Origin of the sequence: Vibrio sp. VP6 (assembly GCF_028823755.1) — a bacterium.
Taxonomy (GTDB): Bacteria; Pseudomonadota; Gammaproteobacteria; order Enterobacterales; family Vibrionaceae; genus Vibrio; species Vibrio parahaemolyticus.
Map to the genome: position 1 here is coordinate 121,648 of NZ_JAPEID010000001.1, position 17,739 is coordinate 139,386.

Consider the following 17,739-nt stretch of genomic DNA (forward strand, 5'->3'; position numbering starts at 1 on the left):
CAAGTTCAAAGGGTAGAAGTGCTATCTAAAATTCAAACTGATAAGTAGTTTGATGCTGATAGCAATCCCCAGAGCTCAACACCCCATTGTTGAGTCCCCATTCTGGTTTGTTTGGCCCGTCTGGAAAGTACTGCGTTTCCAACGCAAGGCCGTCATAGCATTCGTAAGTTTTACTTGCACCTGGCGTACCGGCTAAGAAATTACCTGAATAAAACTGGATGGCAGGCTTGGTGGTTTTCACTTTCATCACCACATCTTCTTTTGGTGCAATTAAAACCGCAGTGACAGACACGCCATCGGTCACTTCAGGCATGAAGACAAAGGCGTGATCGTAGCCACCAGCAGTTTTCTGATCTTGCTCGGCAAGAAATTCTTGGCCAATCAATTTTGGCTCGGTGAAGTCGAAACTGGTACCCGAAACTGGCTTTTGTTCACCGGTAGGAATTAACCCCGCATCCGTTGGCAAGTAATACCCAGCGTTAAGCTGTAAAGTATGATCCAAACTTTTCGCGCAGCTCGCCTCACCAGCCAAGTTAAAGTAGGCGTGATTGGTTAAGTTCACTGGTGATGTTTTGTCGGTCTTAGCATCATAGGCGATAGCCAGTTCATTCTCGTCAGTGAGCGTGTACGTAACCTTCACATCGAGGTTTCCCGGATAGCCTTGGTCACCGTCCGGGGAGCGAAGTGAAAAAGTGACCCGTTGATCATTTTGCTCTTCAACCTTCCAGCGGCGTTTATCAAACCCTTCTAGGCCACCGTGCAGTGAGTTTTCACCGTTATTGATACCAAGTTGATACTTCTCTCCGTCTATCTCAAACTGCCCCTTCGCAATTCGGTTAGCAAAGCGGCCAACAATGGAACCGAAGTAAGCGTCTTGCTTCATGTGTTCAGCCATATTTGGTGAGCGCAACAACACTTCACGGTTTTCACCATTTACCGGTAATGTGCAACTCAACCACGTCGCACCGATATCCATAAACGACGCTGTCATACCATTCGCGTTGGTCAAATGAATCAGATTCGCAGTTTGGCCATCAAACGACGGCGTTTGCGCCATCGCTTGTTCTAGTTGTTGAAAATAGGCTTTCATCATCATTCCTTACAGCACTTCAACCAAACCCGCACCATTTTGGGCTTGGCAAACATAAATCGACTCTTTTAAGCCCGTAGCCGCTTGGTACTTCGCTTCAACTTCCGCTTTCACGTCATCAACCAGTGCTGGCGGTACAAGTGCCACGATGCAACCACCAAAGCCACCGCCAGTCATGCGCACGCCGCCTTGATCGCCGATCACCTCTTTGACTATCTCCACCAGCGTATCGATTTCTTTTACCGTAATTTCGAAATCATCGCGCATCGAGGCATGAGACTCGGCCATCAGCTCGCCCATACGCTTCATGTCGTGTGCTCGTAGCGCTTGTGCCGCTTCCACAGTACGATCATTTTCTGTGATGACGTGACGTGCACGCTTGGCCACCATTTCATCCAGCTCAGCGACTTTCTCGTTGAACTGCTCAATCGTCACATCACGCAAAGCTTTCACACCGAAAATACGCGCCGCTTCTTCACATTGCTGACGACGAGTGTTGTATTCGCTGTCGACCAAACCACGTTTTTTATTCGAGTTGATGATCACGACGGCCATGTCTTCTGGCATAGAGACTGCTTCAGTTTCAAGGCTCCGGCAATCTAATAGCATCGCATGATTTTCACGCCCTTCCGCTGAAATCATTTGATCCATGATGCCGCAGTTGCAACCGACGAATTCGTTCTCAGCTTGCTGACCGTTTAACGCAATTTCGGCTTGGCTGATCTCAAGATTGAACAGCACTTTGAACGTCTGGCCAATCACCACTTCCAACGCCGCCGATGAGCTCAAACCCGCGCCTTGAGGCACGTTGCCGCTGACTGAAATATCCGCCCCAGTAAACTGGTAGCCACGCGCCAGAAGACACTTCACCACGCCGCGAATGTAGTTCGCCCACATTTTGTCTTGCTGGAAGGTAATGGCTTGCGTGATATCGAATTCGTCCACTGCGTTGCCGTAATCGACCGCAACCACACGCACGATATTGTCTTCACGCTTTGCCGCCGCCACGACCGTTTGGTAGTTAATGGCACACGGTAGGACAAAACCATCGTTGTAATCGGTGTGCTCACCAATCAAGTTCACACGACCAGGCGCTTGAATAATATGGCTAGGTGCGTAGCCCAACACTTGCTCAAATGACGCTTTCACATTTTGGATAAGTTCAGACATAGGGACGTTCTCTTAAAATAGTAATTTGTGTGGGATAGCGCGTTGAGCCTAACTTTCTATCTGTAAAGTCGCGCTATCCCGTTATTCGTAATCAGTCCAATTTAAAGACTTAGCATTCTTTGTAGTGGACATCACTCACATCACGCAGACGCTGCGCCGCTTGCTCTGCGGTGAGGTCACGTTGGCTTTCTGCCAGCATTTCGTAGCCCACCATGAACTTACGAACCGTGGCACTGCGCAGTAGTGGCGGATAAAAAAGCGCATGAAGCTGCCAATGGTCGATGTCTGTGCCTTCGTCAAAAAACGGCGCGTAGTGCCAGCCCATCGAGTAAGGGAAAGAGCATTGGAATAAATTGTCGTAACGGCTGGTCAGCTTCTTAATCGCTAGCGCTAAATCGTCTCGTTGCTCATCGCTGAGTTCGCTCATGCGACGAATGTGCGTTTTCGGCAACAACATGGTTTCGAACGGCCAAGCAGCCCAGTAAGGTACCACCGCCAGCCAGTGTTCAGTTTCCACCACGATGCGTGAGCCGTCTTTGAGTTCCGCTTGCACGTAATCCACCAGCAAATTGCTGCCGTGTTCTTGGTAGTAGGCTTTTAGGTTGTGCTCTTTACGCTCGATTTCATTTGGTAAGAAGCTGTTCGCCCAGATTTGACCGTGCGGATGAGGCTGAGAACAGCCCATGGTTTCGCCTTTGTTCTCGAACGCCTGAACCCAAACGTATTCCTTGCCGAGCTCTTCAATTTGCTCATTCCATGTATCAATCACGCCACGAATTTTATCCACTGGCAGCTCCGGTAAGGTTTTGCTGTGATCTGGCGAGAAGCAAATCACTCGGCTCAAACCACGCACGCCTTGCGTTTTGAATAGCGGGTTGTTTGACTCTGGTGCATCTGGTGAATCCACCATCAGCGCAGCAAAATCGTTATTGAACACATAGGTGCCTTCGTAATCTGGATTAACATCGCCAGAGATACGTTCGTTGGTTGGACAAAGGAAACATTTACCGTCATAGCTTGGTAGCTCATCCAATGCGGGCTTTTCATCTGCGCCGCTCCAAGGGCGTTTTGCACGGTGAGGTGAAACCAAAATCCATTGCCCAGTCAGAGGGTTGTAACGGCGGTGTGGATGATCCACTGGGTTAAATTCGACATTCGACATGTTACTTACTCAACTCTTTAAAATTCTTCAAACTCAGCTTCCCAAAACCGTGAGAAGCGCAGATGGCAACGCGCGACTGCAATTACTCCGGGGAATAGCCACTAGGGTTATTTGACTGCCAGTGCCACGTATCGGCGGTCATTTCAGCCACCGTGCATGTTGCTTTCCAACCTAGTTCACGCTCTGCTTTTTCCGTGCTTGCCCAACATTCAGCAATATCCCCAGGACGACGCGGGCATAACTCGTAAGGCACAGGTTTACCGCAAGCGGTCGCGAACGCATCCACCATCTCAAGTACGCTCGATCCTTTACCTGTACCTAAGTTGTAAATGTGCAAACCCGATTTCTCACCCACCGATTTCAATGCGGCGATGTGGCCGTCGGCCAAATCCATCACATGGATGTAATCACGCACGCCAGTGCCGTCAGGGGTTGGGTAGTCGTTACCAAATACCGCGAGTTTTTCTCGGCGACCAACAGCGACTTGGGCGATAAATGGCATCAGGTTATTGGGAATGCCTTGTGGGTCTTCCCCCATGCAGCCCGATGGGTGCGCGCCAACTGGGTTGAAGTAACGCAGTAAGGTGATGCTCCAGTCGTTTTCAGCATGGAACAGATCGCTTAAACACTGCTCCACCATATATTTGCTGCGTCCGTATGGATTGGTGGTTGCGCCTGTTGGTGAGTCTTCCGTAATCGGCACTATTTCAGGGTCACCGTAAACCGTTGCCGATGAACTGAATACGATGCTTTTCACGCCCGCTTTACGCATGCTGCGCGCTAACACCAATGAGCCATTGACGTTGTTGTCGTAGTACTCAAGTGGTTTTGCCACCGATTCGCCAACCGCTTTGAGGCCAGCAAAGTGGATCACGGCTTGGATGTCGTGTTGCGCGAATACCGTATCCAAAAAGGCTTCGTCACGGATGTCACCTTGGTGGAACGCAGGCTGTTTGCCAGTCAGCGCTTCAATACGGTTTAACACTTCCAGTTTGGCGTTACACAAGTTATCAACGATGATAGGTTCCATTCCCGCTTCAATCATCTGAACGCAAGTGTGACTACCGATGTATCCCATACCGCCTGTGACAAGAACTTTCACTTTTTGCTTCTCCACGTTTGCTGCTTTCTGTTCATACCTCACTCTGATGCGCTAAAAGCCAATCGCTATTGCATCGAATCAGTACGCCCATTTCTAACTGGCTAAAAGTCTAGCAACCAATCTCGATCCAGATCCGTGATCGAATTCAAATTGTGTAAACGTTTCCACGAAATTGCACGAAAGCCTTATTTTAGATGCAGACTTTAGTTAAATTAAACCGGGAAGATGATGAGCAGTGAAGATGAGTCGAGCAGATACCGCTCTCTTTCATGGAGCGCACGATTTTACTAAAAGTTTGTGCATCCCTAAGTAGCTGTTTACAATAGCCAGATTATTGAGTTCTCACTTGGACTGTGAGCAATGCCAACGGGAAATGTACATGGCAACACTAAAAGATATCGCCACTGAAGCGGGCGTCTCACTTGCAACTGTATCGCGAGTTTTGAATGACGATCCGACGTTGAGCGTTAAAGAAGAAACCAAACGCCGCATTTTAGAAATCGCAGAAAAGCTGGAGTACCGCACCAGCAGTTCGAAGAAAGCCACCAAAGAAGCCAAGCAAAAACATCACTTTTTGGCCTTGTACAATTACAAACAAGAAGCAGAAGTGAATGACCCCTACTACTTGTCGATTCGTCATGGGATTGAAACTCAGTGCGACAAACTCGGCATTACGCTAACCAATTGCTACAACAGCGAAATTGATGTTGAAACGCAAAAGATTACGGGTGTCCTTTTAGTCGGGAAAGTCGACCAAAAGGTGGTCAATAAGTTACCTAAACGCCTAGCCGATAGCATCTGTTACATCGACTTTTCAGATCCAACTAGCCCTTACGATTGCGTTGATATCGACCTTGTAAGAATCAGCAAGCAAGTGGTTGATTTCTTTGTACAACAAGGCTACGAACGCATCGGCTTTATTGGTGGACAAGACGAGCCCAACACCGCAGACATTCGTGAAAATGCGTTTGTGGACTACGGCAGTCTAAAAGGTGTGGTTTCTGAAGACGACATTTATCGTGGCGATTTCTCTAGCTTGTCCGGTTATGACTTAGCGAAAGAGATGCTGGCCAAAGGCGATTTCCCAAAAGCGATGTTCATTGCTTCGGACTCCATTGCGATTGGTGTGTTACGAGCAGTGCATGAGTTTGGTTTAAACATTCCTGATGATATTGCGCTGATCAGCGTGAACGACATTCCTACCGCGCGCTTTACCTTCCCTCCTCTATCTACCGTTCGTATTCATTCTGAAATGATGGGGATTCAAGGTGTGAACTTGTTAGTAGAAAAATACCGTGACGGACGCGCACTACCCCTTCAAGTGTACGTTCCAAGCAAGCTCAAGCTACGCGGCACAACTCGATAAAAACCCCCTCAAAACTGCTCAAATAAAGCACTGAATTTTCAGTGCTTTTTTATTTCTTCTTTTATTTTCTACCGAATTTTTACTGTTTTTACTTTCCAAAACAATCTAGAACGCATTCCTTTACGCTGATCACATCTTGCTCAACATTGGTCATTTAAAACGTGACCAAGTTAAAGTAAAACGTTTTCACTAATTTATTTTAGTAAAACTTTTACTAATATCTTTCTCAGATTATTCATAAGCATTTTTCACAATACATCGGCCGTTGTTTTTGCACTGATGTTGAGCCGCGATGAAACCAATCCGCACTCCAACATAAGCGCACCAAGCCGAGGGGAGATCAAAACGTGAACAATTGGGAAAACTTCCAACACTTACACGAGAATCGTATGGCACCACGTGCGTACTTTTTCTCCTACGACTCTGTTCAGAGAGCACAAACCTTTCAACGTGAACTGAGTCGCCGCTTTATGTTGCTCAGCGGCCAATGGACATTCCGTTATTTCACCAACCCAATGTTGGTGCCTGATGCGTTTTACTCACAAACAATGAACGACTGGGGACACATTACCGTCCCAAACATGTGGCAAATGGAAGGCCACGGCGATCTGCAATACACCGATGAAGGCTTCCCATTCCCGATCGACGTCCCGTTTGTACCAACCGACAACCCAACGGGCGCTTATCAACGCACATTTACACTTGGTCCACAGTGGGATAACCAACAAACCATCATCAAGTTCGATGGCGTGGAAACCTACTTTGAAGTGTACGTAAACGGCGAGTACGTCGGCTTTAGTAAAGGCAGCCGACTCACAGCGGAATTCGACATTTCCAAGTTCGTCCAACAAGGCGAAAACTTACTCTCTGTACGCGTAATGCAGTGGGCCGATTCCACTTACATTGAAGACCAAGACATGTGGTGGACGGCGGGGATATTCCGTGATGTTTACCTAATCGGAAAAGAGAACATTCACGTCCAAGACCTAACAATTCGCACCGATTTCGCCGACGATTACCAAAGTGCGACGCTCAGTGCTCAAATCGAATTGGAAAACCTTTCCACCGCTATCACGTCTGGCTACACGCTGGAATACGCGCTGCATGACAAAGGCACTGTCGTAGCCAGAGGTCAATGCGATTCACTGACTATCCAAAAACACCACTCAACAAGCTTTGCGATTGATATGGTGAATCCAACGCATTGGACAGCTGAAAATCCTTACCTTTACCACTTGTTCATCACCTTAAAAGATCACCAAGGCAACGTAGTGGAAGTGATCCCACAACGCGTGGGTTTCCGTGACATCAAAGTGCGCGATGGCCTGTTTTACATCAACAACCAATACGTGATGCTGCATGGGGTCAACCGTCATGACAACGACCACCTAAAAGGTCGTGCAGTAGGCATGGACCGCGTGGAAAAAGATCTGATGTTGATGAAGCAGCACAACATCAACTCAGTTCGCACCGCGCACTACCCGAACGACCCACGCTTCTACGAGCTGTGTGATATTTACGGCCTGTTTGTGATGGCAGAAACCGATGTGGAAACCCACGGCTTTGCCAACGTTGGCGACCTCAGCCGCATCACCAACGATCCAGCATGGGAAGCGGTGTTTGTTGATCGCGCTGTGCGCCATGTGCACGCACAGAAAAACCACCCATCGATCATCATGTGGTCACTCGGCAATGAGTCTGGCTACGGTTGTAATATCCGCGCCATGTACGCCGCCACCAAAGCCCTTGATGACACCCGTTTGGTTCATTATGAAGAAGACCGCGATGCTGAAGTGGTGGATGTGATTTCCACTATGTACTCACGCGCTCAACTGATGAATTACTTTGGCGAACACCCACACGAGAAGCCACGCATTATCTGCGAATACGCGCACGCGATGGGTAACGGGCCGGGTGGTCTGACGGAATACCAAAACGTGTTCTATGCGCACGACCACATTCAAGGTCACTACGTTTGGGAATGGTGTGATCACGGCATTCTAGCGCGTGATGAACACGGTCAAGAGTTCTACAAATACGGCGGCGATTACGGCGACTACCCAAACAACTACAACTTCTGCATGGATGGTCTGATTTACCCAGATCAAACCCCGGGCCCAGGTCTCAAAGAATACAAACAAGTCATTGCACCGGTGAAAATCCGCGCCGTTGAAGGTTGCCATGACCGCTTTATCGTTGAGAACAAATTGTGGTTCACCAACCTCGATGATTACACCATTACTGCTGACGTGCGTGCCGAAGGTGAAACCCTGCGCAGCGTGCAATTCAAAGTCGAAGCTTTGGTCGCCAACAGCGAACGTGAAGTGACCATCGACTTGCCAGAATTGGATGAGCGCGAAGCCTTTGTTAACTTCACCGTACGCAAAGACAGTCGCACACTTTACAGCGAAGCCAACCATGAAATTGCGGTGTATCAGTTCCAACTGAAAGAAAAGACCGCGTCTGCACCTGCGTTCATCAATCGCAACGCACAACCTTTGGTGATTAACGAAAGCCGTTTGGAACACGTAATTGAAGGCCATAACTTCACGCTTACTTTCTCGAAAGTAAACGGCAAGCTGACTTCTTGGCGCGTAAATGGCGAAGAGATCATTCAATCTGAGCCGAGACTGAACTTCTTCAAACCGATGATTGATAACCACAAACAAGAGTATGAAGGTTTGTGGCACCCAGCGCATCTGCAAATCATGCAGGAGCACTTCCGCACACTTGCTGTGGAAGCAACTGATGATTCCGTCTTGATTACAACCACCAGCATCATTGCGCCGCCGGTCTTTGATTTTGGCATGCGTTGTACCTATCGCTATCAAATCAATGCTCAAGGCCATTTGAACGTGGAACTGAGTGGCGAGCGCTACGGCGACTACCCTCACGTGATTCCGGTCATTGGCTTGGATTTAGGCATTAACGGCAGCTTTGATCAAGTGAGTTACTACGGTCGCGGCCCTGAAGAGAACTATCAAGACAGCCGCCAAGCCAACATCATCGATCTGTACCACACCAACGTGGCGGACATGTTCGAGAACTACCCGTTCCCGCAAAACAACGGCAACCGCCAACACGTGCGCTGGGCATCGCTCACGAACCGTCATGGCACAGGGTTATTGGTGAAACCTCAGCAAGAAATCAACTTCAGCGCGTGGCTCTACACCAACCAAAATCTGCATGAAGCGCAACATACGATCGAGCTAGAAAAGAGTGGCTACATCACCCTTAACCTTGACCATCAAGTGATGGGGTTAGGCTCGAACTCATGGGGCAGCGAAGTGCTCGACTCTTACCGCGTGTACATGGACGAGTTCCGTTACGGTTTTACGCTGATGCCACTGCAAGCAGGCGATTGCAACGCACAAGTGATGGCAAACCATGATTTCGACAACGCGTTTTTCACTCAAACCAATACTCAACCAGTCAACGAGGCGTAACCCATGATCGTGTTAGACAGCTTAGAGCAATTCAAACAGGTATATCGCAACGGTCGTAAATGGAACCGCTGTGTGGAAGCCATTGGCAACATCGGTAACATCAAAGATGGCGTGATGCACTCGATTGGCGATTCACTGGTTTACATGGTTGAAGATGGCATCGCGAAACAAACCGAAACGTTCATCGGTAACCGTCGTTACTTCGATGTGCATTACTACCTCGAAGGCCGAGAAACCGTTGAGTTCGCGGATAAAACCGCTTTGACACTAGAACAAGCTTATCGTGATGAAACCGACCGCGAATTTTTTTCTGGTCAGGGTGAAATACGTGAGCTTTGCGAAGGCCAAGTAGCGATTTTTGAAAACAGTGAAGCGTACCGCTTCCATGGAGACAACCGCGTAAGAAAAGTGGTGCTCAAAGTGACCATCGAAGATGGCTACTTCCTAAATAAATAAAACAAGAGAAGGGCTGTGGTCACAGCATTACAAGCCCTTCCTCCCTACAATTCCAACGTGATTCACCGGAGATAGAACATGTCTGAATCCAAACGTAATACGATAGGCAAATTCGGGTTGTTGTCCCTCACCTTTGCTGCAGTATTTAGCTTTAATAACGTAATCAATAACAACATCGAGATCGGTCTAGCGTCTGCGCCAATGTTCTTTCTGGCGACCATTTTTTATTTCATCCCTTTCTGTTTGATCATCGCAGAATTCGTATCTCTGAATAAAGATTCTGAAGCGGGGGTCTACGCATGGGTAAAAAGCTCACTTGGCGGTCGCTGGGCGTTTATCTCTGCCTACACTTACTGGTTCGTTAACCTATTCTTCTTCACGTCCTTGCTGCCGCGTGTTATCGCTTATGCGTCTTACGCGTTCTTGGGCTATGAATACATTCTGACGCCATTCACCACTACCGTGCTCAGTATGATTTTGTTTGCGTTTGCGACCTACGTATCGACAAACGGCGCGAAAATGTTGGGGCCAATTACGTCGGTGACCTCCTCCCTCATGCTGCTACTGACAATGTCGTACATTTTACTGGCTGGCGCAGCGTTGATCGGCGGCGTAGAACCAGCTGACCCAATTACTGTAGAAGCGATGATCCCTGATTTCAGCTGGGCATTTTTAGGCATTACTACATGGATATTTATGGCGGCAGGCGGTGCGGAATCGGTCGCGGTTTACGTAAACGATGTGAAAGGCGGCTCGAAATCGTTCGTTAAAGTCATCATCATCGCAGGTATCTTTATCGGTGTGCTTTACTCAGTCGCGTCTGTTTTGATTAACGTATTTGTTCCTAGCGAAACCCTAAAATACACGGGCGGATCGGTTCAAGTATTTGAAGGTTTGGCTGCGTACTTTGGTTTGCCAGAAATATTGATGAACCGCTTTGTAGGCTTGGTATCCTTCACCGCTATGTTTGGCTCTCTACTGATGTGGACAGCAACGCCAGTGAAAATCTTCTTCTCTGAGATTCCAGAAGGCATTTTTGGTAAGAAAACCGTAGAGCTGAACGAAAACGGCGTTCCAGCTCGCGCAGCTTGGTATCAGTTCCTTATCGTTATCCCACTGATGATCATCCCAACATTAGGTTCTAACACCGCTCAAGATCTGATGAACACCGTGATCAACATGACCGCAGCGGCATCCATGCTCCCACCATTGTTCATCATGTTGGCGTACCTGAATCTGCGCTTGAAACTGGATCACGTCGAGCGTGATTTCAAAATGGGCTCACGCAAAATGGGCATCGCTACCGTATCGGTACTGATCGCTATCTTTACGGTTGGTTTCTTAGCATCGACCTTCCCTACAGGGGCCGACATCATGACCATCATTTTCTACAACGTTGGCGGTATCGTGATTTTCCTTGGCTTTGCTTGGTGGAAGTACAGCCAATACGAAAAATCATTGAATCAGGAAGAACGTATAAAAGAGGCCGCGCCAGCTTCGCAAGCGGTATAACACAGACTCTCAATGACAAACATTCTGGGCACCCTTTGGTGCCCTTTTTATATGTGAGAGGTGATGGTCGAAGAAACCAACTCGCGTAGCCAAATGCCTTTGTCTTCATTGTTTCGGCTGGAATGCCACAGCATGGCAATGAGATCGCGCTTTTTCAATAAATGCCGAATAGTGAGAAAGTTGCGCGACGCCACGGTGACTTTACGGCTCAAGCCATGTTCTGCGAGCTTTTGGTCTACTTGTGTCTTTAAGCTCCCATCGGGACTTACCAGAGCTTGCTCTATGTTCGCGAACGCTTCCAGAGAGAGCTGTGTTTCCCCTTTCAATACCTGTTTATCACACATACACACATGTTTTTCCGTGTACAAGTACAAGCTCTCAAAGTTGTCATCCAACACCGGCATGCTGCCAATAATGACATCGAGCTTTTCGTGCTCAGTTAATGCCACGTAGTTGCTACGATTGACGTTAATAAAACTGATCTGGGCCTCTGGTGCGCGCTGGCGTATTTCGTCATAAAGCCGAGGAGCAAAAATAAACTCGGCATAATCCGTTAACCCAATGCGACATACACCCGCGTAATTTTCAGGTTGAAAGGCAGACTTAGTGAGCAAGTCTTTGGCGATAGAGTCCAACAAGTGATGCACAGTTGGCGCGATGTGGTGAGCGTGCTCGGTGGGCTCCATCTTATGTCCTTTTCGCTCAAAAAGCGGGTCGTCAAACAACAACCTTAAACGAGACAAACTATGACTCATCGCCGACTGGCTAACGTAACTTTTCTCTGCAGCGACGCTAACGCTTCGATGTCGATACAAGTAGGAAAACGTCACCAATAAGTTCAAGTCAATGTTGCGCCACTGAATGTCCTCTTTCACCTCAACACCTTCATCCCATTTCATTCATAAATGAAATTAAATCTATCAATTTGAGTCATTTTAGAGCATCCGATAAATTAGCAACAATGCTTTTTAGATAAACAGGCTCGACATGTTCACCATCTTCAAAACTTTTTTCTGGCTGGGTTGGTTCAGCTTCGGCGGCCCGGCGGCTCATATTGGTTATTTTCGCCAAACCTTTGTTGAGAAACTGAAATGGCTTGATGACAGCGAGTACGCGCAAATTGTCGCACTCAGTCAGTTTTTGCCGGGACCGGGCTCAAGCCAAGTTGGCTTTGCTTTAGGCTATAAACGTGGCGGTTTAGGTGGCGCATGCGCAGCATTTGTCGGATTCACGCTTCCTTCGGTGATCATCATGTTGGCGCTGGCGATGGTGAGCAGCCAAATCACCGACACCGCAGTGTTCCAAAACATCGTTCACGGCCTAAAACTGCTCGCAGTCGTCGTCGTGGCGGATGCGACTTGGGGCATGTACAAAAACTTCTGTCAAAGCAAACTGACCGCGGGTTTGTGCGTCGCGACTGCGATTGCGTTGCTGGTGGCACCAAGCATCATGACGCAAATGTTCGTGTTGCTCGTAGCAGGTTTTGTCGGCATGCGATATCTGAAGAAAGACTCCGCGCCATCAGCCGAGCCGTTTAAACCGTCTATCACGCCATTGGCTCTATTTGCGGTGCTTTTACTCGGCTTACCGTTAGTAGCTCATACGTTGCCTTTGCTTGGGTTGTTTAGTGATTTTTTCCAAGCTGGTAGTTTAGTGTTTGGTGGCGGTCATGTGGTGCTACCGCTTCTGCAAAACATTGTTGGCGACCAGCTCAGCCAAGATGCATTTTTAACAGGCTACGCCGCTGCACAAGCTGTACCGGGGCCAATGTTCACCTTTGCGACTTTTATTGGTTATGAGCTTTCGGATACGCCAATTTTAGGCGCGCTGATCGCAACGCTTGGCGTATTCCTCCCAGGGTTTCTTTTACTGCTTGGCGTTCTTAAAAACTGGCAAGCACTGGCAGACAAACCGCTGGTCTCCGGCGCCATCAACGGTGTCAATGCCTCGGTAGTAGGGTTACTACTCGCGGCACTTTACCAGCCAGTATTTAGCAGCGCAGTTGTTGCTCCCATCGACATGGCGTTAGTGGTTGCGGGTTGCTATCTACACAAAAAGCTCAACCTTTCGGTGCTGTGGATGATCGTGTTTTTTGTGGCGGCAGGCCTTGTCACGGGCATGATGTAGCCTGCTGATACGCCAACTATTGAATCCAGATAAACCACGGGTACTCAAATACGAGTGCCCGTTTTCTCAACTAAGCTTAATGATATTGGAAGGATTGAGATGACGGATCATCGATGGAACAAGACAACAATTACGAGCTCAACCTGAGCTGGCAGCAAAAGGGCGTCGCTTTCTTCAATCAATTGCGAGAGGAAATAGCTGCAGACAAAAGTGTTTACCTGTATTGCCTTATCACAACCATCCTGCTTTATGCCTTAGCAGTTTACTTAAAACTCCCAGTTCAATACTCATTTACTACCTACCTCGAAACTCTTTATTTAGCTTGTTACAGCGCAGGGCTTGTGTGGTGCAGTTACTACTATTTGTATCTGCTCGTTCGCCGTGAAAAACGCCCCACCAAACAGTTTCTGTGTAAGCTCAAAACCATCGTTTTCCCGCTCAGTCGAACCTGCTCAATTCTGATTTTGTTGTTGGCGCTCAACATCGTCTTTTCAAATTACACCTTCTTAAAATCCATCATCCCCTTGCTACACCCTTACGGTGTTGATCAGAGCTTGATTGAACTCGACCGCTGGCTACATTTTGGCAACGACCCGTGGGTGATTACTCACGCTATTTTCTCAAGCCCTTGGGCATCTCTGGCAATCAATACCGCCTACAATGCTTGGTTCTTTTTTATGTGGGTGACGCTGTTTTTCTTTGTACTGTACAAGAAGGCACGAGTGTTACGCTTACAGTTTTTACTCACGTTTCTGCTGACTTGGATGATCAACGGCAGCCTATTTGCGACCGCGTTTTCATCAGTAGGGCCGTGTTATTTGGAGCTTTTGAACGGTGATGATCTTTTTGCTCCTTTAATGCAGAGATTGAACGAGCAAAGTACGTTTTTAGAAAACGTTGGCGCATTTCCATTATGGGCTTTACAAACTCAGGATTACCTTTGGCAAGGCTATGTAACGCAGGTAAATGGCATCGGTTCTGGCATCTCTGCCATGCCAAGTATGCACGTATCCATTGCGGTATTAATGGCGCTATGCACTTACCGTCTCAATAAAACATTGGGATACTTTGCCTGCGCTTTTGCGGTCATCATTCAAATAGGTTCGGTCCATTTGGGATGGCATTACGCGGTTGATGGCTATTTTTCTGTGCTTTCAACCTTGGCGATTTGGAAAGCGGTTGGATGGGCGCTAACGAGCCTTACTCACCAAACAAAAGTTACCTAACGCTACGAACTCTCCATCAAAACCCAAAATAAAAAGCCACTCTCGCCTTAGTAGCGGAGTGGCTTTTTCATTGAATATTTACTCTGTCAGATAACGGCTGTAATTGAAGAAATCGCCTCAGGTTTCGTTACCCTATTGTAAGAACACTTTCGATGTATCTTGTCGCTCGCGAACTATCGCAAGAGCGCGCTCTAGGTTTTTGTTGGCTAACTCATAGTAGGCCGGGTTCTTATCAATCGCTTGCTGCAAGTAAGGAATCGCTTCGTCCGGCTTGCCTTGCAGAATCAAAAAGTACCCCACGTTATTTAACGCTTCAGGCTCGGTCATATGACGGCTGAAAATGCTCAGCGCTTGTCTTGGTTGGTCTTTCGCAAGTGCAATCAATCCTAAGTTGTTAATTGCCCTTTCATCACTCGGTTTGATGCTCAAAGCCGCTTGAGTAAAGTGCGCCGCTTTTGAGTACTCTTTTTCCATATAATACGAGTATCCCAAACTGACTAATGCGTTAACGTTTCTCGGGTCAATATCCAACCCTTTTCTGATCAGTGCTTGTGCTACGCCGTGATCGCCACGGACGTCATACAATACCCCTAAACCAGAATACGCAGCCACTGGCGATTTATCGTCGTAACGATAAGTGGCTACAGACTCTGCCGTGATGTTGTCGTTGGTGATGTTCGGGTTGCCTTTCATACGGATTTGGTCGGCATTAAGTGCGCGAATGTAATAACTCTTACCGACGTCTTTTTCTCCGCGCTTAGTGTACAGCGTGCCAAGTTCTTGTAAGGAACCAATGTTGTCAGGATTTTCTGCAAGCGATGCACGAAAGGCTTTATCCGCCAGTTCGTAGTTCTCGCGAGCTAAGTGAATACGCCCGACGGTGTATAGCGTTTTGTCTTTATGCACCGCGTTAGGGAAAGAAAGGGAGCGAATATATTCATACAATGCCAAATCGACATTTTTGTTGGTAAGCGCAATATCACCGCGCGAGATAGCCTCTTCCTCAGTTTTGGGCGGCTCATCATTGGTGAGCGACTCAACGGGTTTGCCAGAATACAAGCTGGAATCAAAATCGGATGCTTGTTCATTTGTTGCACATGCAGTGAGCACCAACAACGAGATGATGACGTATTTCTTAATCCACAACATAACTATCCCTATTTTTATCTAATTAGAAAACGCTTCAATTAAGGTTATTATCGCGGGGCCAACGGCGACAATAAAAAAGCAAGGCCATATAAAGAAAACAGTTGGAAACAACATTTTCACTGGAACTTTTGCCGCTAACTCTTCGGCCGCTTGTTGTCGCTTGTCTCTGTAATCTTCCGTGTATTCACGTAAGGAGTTGACTAAGCTCCCCCCAATTCGAGATGCATGGCTTAACATACTTACTAATCCAACAAGTTCCTCCAATCCAGTACGAACAACCATTTCGTGTAGTGCTTCTGGCATTGTTTTACCTGCCTGTATCTTATTACAGACCGTATCTAATTCGTCAGCTAACTCGGGGTGAGATACAACCAACTCATCCGCCACACGTCGCAAAGCAGCATTAAAACCTAATCCGGATTCCGTACACACGATCAATAAATCGAGCATATCAGCCACACTAGCTCGAATTGATTTTTGGCGTTGATTTATCATTCGACTCAAAAATATATTCGGAATAAACAAACCAACAAAAATTGAAAGTATCATTAAAAAGTAAACATATTTGGATCCTGGAAAAGTTATATAAATAAATGCCGAAACTAAAACACCAAATATAGTTGTTACTGACTTAATAGAATAAAACAAAGATAAAGCATTACTCTGATGAAAGCCTGCATGCATCAGTTTATTGCGTGTGGTTTGACGTTCTTTTTCACTGGTTGGCGAGGTTAGCGGCGCGAGAGACTCCAACGTATCGGCCATTTTCTTATTGTGTGATGGGAGCGATTTCTTATCACCGGACAACTCTGCCAGCTTACGCTTAATGGGCGAGTTGACCCCGACAATGATGGAGCCCAACGTCATCACCACGAGTACCGTCGTAACCAAGATAAGTCCCATCAGTAAGGTTTCTTGATTAATGGCAAAACCGCTCAACCATCCTTGAATACTTTCCATGGTTACACCTCAACGTTGATAATTTTACGAATCCAAAGCGTACCGATGAATAGAGAGATCATCCCACCGATTATCATTTTGATACCAAGAGGACTATTATGTAACGGCTCCAAAAACTCAGGCCTAACTATAGATATAAACAAGTAGAGCACAAAAGGAGCCAACACCAGCACCCAAGCTGACATGCGAGATTCCGCTGAAATGGTTTTGATTTTTCGAGCCAGTTTGAAGCGCGCACGTAACAAATGGGACAGCTTTTCAATGTTCTCCACCAGGTTACCGCCCGTCTCTTTTTGCAATAGCACGGCACTGGAAAACGCAAGCATGGAAACCGTTGGTGTGCGCTCAGACATTTGCATGATGGCTAAACGCAGATCGTAACCATAATTGAGCAAGTTGAAGGTATTCAAGAACTCAGGGCCAAGTGGCGCGCTGACTTCCCTGCCCACTTCGCCAAACGCTTGAGTAATGGGCTGACCGGCTTGCAATACACGTTTGATGATGTCTAATGCCTCTGGTAATTGCTCCTCAAATTTCATCAAACGGTCGGCAATTTTCTTTTGCAGATAAAAGTACGCAGAGACCCAACAAGCGACCGCAACGCCAGCACACAAGTACCAGACTTGCCCCCACAAATAGAGCAGCAAACCGACCGCAACCCCAGATAAAAAGGTGAAGAAGATAACGCGGCTGAACCCCATCGAAATACCCGCGAGTTCGAGCTTTTTCTTAAAGCTTTCAAACAAGCTAAAACGTACTAACCATCGCTCTAGTGGTGAGAGGTTCTTCAAAGAGTTTTCTCTTAGCAGCGAGATACTCTCTTGATCGATATGCTTGTGGCTTTCGTGAATTCTCTTAATGAGCTGTTTGTGTTTCACCTTTTTACCCGCCGAAGGCAGGATCAATGCTTGGCTAATAAAGAACACCGACAAAAACAGCAAAAGAAGAAATAGGGGGAATTGACTTTCCATAG

Annotated in this window: 14 protein-coding genes; 6 read left to right on the forward strand and 8 right to left on the reverse strand. The window is 47.3% G+C overall.

Features of this window, described 5'->3' with window-relative positions; genetic code table 11:
- Positions 1–25: 25 nt before the first annotated feature.
- The 4 genes from galM to galE form a co-directional block, all read right to left on the reverse strand.
- On the reverse strand, positions 26–1,090 hold the full coding sequence (gene galM, locus OU793_RS00555) for a galactose-1-epimerase (protein ID WP_180793851.1): 1,065 nt from the start codon (positions 1,088–1,090) through the stop codon (positions 26–28).
- A 9-nt stretch (positions 1,091–1,099) separates the two neighbouring features.
- Complete coding sequence (galK, locus tag OU793_RS00560) at positions 1,100–2,260, reverse strand: galactokinase (protein ID WP_005494140.1); 1,161 nt, start codon at positions 2,258–2,260, stop codon at positions 1,100–1,102.
- A 109-nt stretch (positions 2,261–2,369) separates the two neighbouring features.
- Positions 2,370–3,422, reverse strand: coding sequence for a UDP-glucose--hexose-1-phosphate uridylyltransferase (locus tag OU793_RS00565; RefSeq protein WP_140103124.1), 1,053 nt, complete (start codon positions 3,420–3,422; stop codon positions 2,370–2,372).
- An 82-nt stretch (positions 3,423–3,504) separates the two neighbouring features.
- The gene (gene galE, locus OU793_RS00570; RefSeq protein ID WP_140103129.1) at positions 3,505–4,524 is read right to left on the reverse strand and encodes a UDP-glucose 4-epimerase GalE; all 1,020 of its coding nucleotides are present in this window, start codon (positions 4,522–4,524) and stop codon (positions 3,505–3,507) included.
- A 379-nt stretch (positions 4,525–4,903) separates the two neighbouring features.
- On the opposite strand from galE, the gene ebgR reads away from it, so the two are divergent.
- From ebgR to OU793_RS00590, 4 genes are all read left to right on the forward strand, one after another.
- Complete coding sequence (ebgR, locus tag OU793_RS00575) at positions 4,904–5,890, forward strand: transcriptional regulator EbgR (RefSeq protein WP_005494135.1); 987 nt, start codon at positions 4,904–4,906, stop codon at positions 5,888–5,890.
- A gap of 347 nt (positions 5,891–6,237) precedes the next feature.
- Complete coding sequence (gene ebgA, locus OU793_RS00580) at positions 6,238–9,336, forward strand: beta-galactosidase subunit alpha (protein WP_140103126.1); 3,099 nt, start codon at positions 6,238–6,240, stop codon at positions 9,334–9,336.
- A 3-nt stretch (positions 9,337–9,339) separates the two neighbouring features.
- The gene (locus OU793_RS00585) at positions 9,340–9,792 is read left to right on the forward strand and encodes a beta-galactosidase subunit beta (RefSeq protein ID WP_140053059.1); all 453 of its coding nucleotides are present in this window, start codon (positions 9,340–9,342) and stop codon (positions 9,790–9,792) included.
- Between the two features lie 78 nt (positions 9,793–9,870).
- On the forward strand, positions 9,871–11,304 hold the full coding sequence (locus tag OU793_RS00590) for an amino acid permease (protein ID WP_005456559.1): 1,434 nt from the start codon (positions 9,871–9,873) through the stop codon (positions 11,302–11,304).
- Between the two features lie 47 nt (positions 11,305–11,351).
- Here the strand turns inward: OU793_RS00590 and OU793_RS00595 are convergent, their stop codons facing one another.
- A complete protein-coding gene (locus OU793_RS00595) occupies positions 11,352–12,203 on the reverse strand; it encodes a LysR family transcriptional regulator (protein ID WP_274647715.1) in 852 nt (283 codons plus the stop codon).
- 88 nt (positions 12,204–12,291) lie between these two features.
- Here OU793_RS00595 and chrA point away from each other — a divergent pair, with 88 nt between their 5' ends.
- Both chrA and OU793_RS00605 read left to right on the forward strand, forming a co-directional pair.
- Positions 12,292–13,431, forward strand: coding sequence for a chromate efflux transporter (gene chrA, locus OU793_RS00600; RefSeq protein WP_047708820.1), 1,140 nt, complete (start codon positions 12,292–12,294; stop codon positions 13,429–13,431).
- A gap of 113 nt (positions 13,432–13,544) precedes the next feature.
- Entirely contained in the window at positions 13,545–14,657 is a 1,113-nt protein-coding gene (locus OU793_RS00605; protein ID WP_140103127.1) for a phosphatase PAP2 family protein, read from the forward strand.
- Between the two features lie 132 nt (positions 14,658–14,789).
- Here OU793_RS00605 and OU793_RS00610 read toward each other — a convergent pair whose 3' ends face one another.
- Genes OU793_RS00610 through OU793_RS00620 form a run of 3 tightly spaced genes read right to left on the reverse strand, consistent with a single transcriptional unit; the run spans position 14,790 to position 17,737 of the window.
- A complete protein-coding gene (locus OU793_RS00610) occupies positions 14,790–15,803 on the reverse strand; it encodes a lipopolysaccharide assembly protein LapB (RefSeq protein WP_021447697.1) in 1,014 nt (337 codons plus the stop codon).
- Positions 15,804–15,824: 21 nt separating this feature from the next.
- Entirely contained in the window at positions 15,825–16,766 is a 942-nt protein-coding gene (locus tag OU793_RS00615) for a type II secretion system F family protein (protein WP_021449970.1), read from the reverse strand.
- Positions 16,767–16,768: 2 nt separating this feature from the next.
- The gene (locus tag OU793_RS00620; RefSeq protein WP_023584085.1) at positions 16,769–17,737 is read right to left on the reverse strand and encodes a type II secretion system F family protein; all 969 of its coding nucleotides are present in this window, start codon (positions 17,735–17,737) and stop codon (positions 16,769–16,771) included.
- Between the last annotated feature and the right edge of the window lie 2 nt (positions 17,738–17,739).

Coding starts and splice junctions, on each gene's coding strand:
- OU793_RS00565 (WP_140103124.1), bottom strand. CDS start 3,422: ATGTCGAATGTCGAATTTAACCCAGTGGATCATCCACACCGCCGTTAC.
- galK (WP_005494140.1), bottom strand. CDS start 2,260: ATGTCTGAACTTATCCAAAATGTGAAAGCGTCATTTGAGCAAGTGTTG.
- galM (WP_180793851.1), bottom strand. CDS start 1,090: ATGAAAGCCTATTTTCAACAACTAGAACAAGCGATGGCGCAAACGCCG.
- ebgR (WP_005494135.1), top strand. CDS start 4,904: ATGGCAACACTAAAAGATATCGCCACTGAAGCGGGCGTCTCACTTGCA.
- OU793_RS00585 (WP_140053059.1), top strand. CDS start 9,340: ATGATCGTGTTAGACAGCTTAGAGCAATTCAAACAGGTATATCGCAAC.
- OU793_RS00590 (WP_005456559.1), top strand. CDS start 9,871: ATGTCTGAATCCAAACGTAATACGATAGGCAAATTCGGGTTGTTGTCC.
- OU793_RS00615 (WP_021449970.1), bottom strand. CDS start 16,766: ATGGAAAGTATTCAAGGATGGTTGAGCGGTTTTGCCATTAATCAAGAA.
- chrA (WP_047708820.1), top strand. CDS start 12,292: ATGTTCACCATCTTCAAAACTTTTTTCTGGCTGGGTTGGTTCAGCTTC.
- OU793_RS00620 (WP_023584085.1), bottom strand. CDS start 17,737: ATGGAAAGTCAATTCCCCCTATTTCTTCTTTTGCTGTTTTTGTCGGTG.
- OU793_RS00605 (WP_140103127.1), top strand. CDS start 13,545: ATGGAACAAGACAACAATTACGAGCTCAACCTGAGCTGGCAGCAAAAG.
- OU793_RS00595 (WP_274647715.1), bottom strand. CDS start 12,203: ATGAAATGGGATGAAGGTGTTGAGGTGAAAGAGGACATTCAGTGGCGC.